We start from the raw sequence: 271 nt of genomic DNA on the forward strand, positions 1-271 counted from the left end.
CAGCTTCACTATGATGGTATTCCGGACTGCAATTTATACCAGCATTTTGTAGACGGATGGTATTATTACGATAAATATCAGAAGAAAATTCCATTGACAGGACTATATGATTATGGAAAACTGTCATCTCAGGTCTTCAAAGGAGAAATAGCAGGAGTTCCCGTTACCTTATCAGCTTCACTATGATGGTATTCCGGACTGCAATTTATACCAGCATTTTGTAGACGGATGGTATTATTACGATAAATATCAGAAGAAAATTCCATTGACA

At 36.5% G+C, this 271-nt stretch carries 1 protein-coding gene; it reads left to right on the forward strand.

Translation table 11 applies throughout. The features are described from left to right. Positions 1 to 186 (forward strand): hypothetical protein (locus BOQ62_RS22695; RefSeq protein WP_164976828.1); only part of this gene is annotated, 186 nt, incomplete at its 5' end. Positions 187 to 271 lie beyond the last annotated feature (85 nt).

Source organism: Chryseobacterium sp. CH21 (assembly GCF_004119445.1).
Taxonomy (GTDB): domain Bacteria; phylum Bacteroidota; class Bacteroidia; order Flavobacteriales; family Weeksellaceae; genus Chryseobacterium.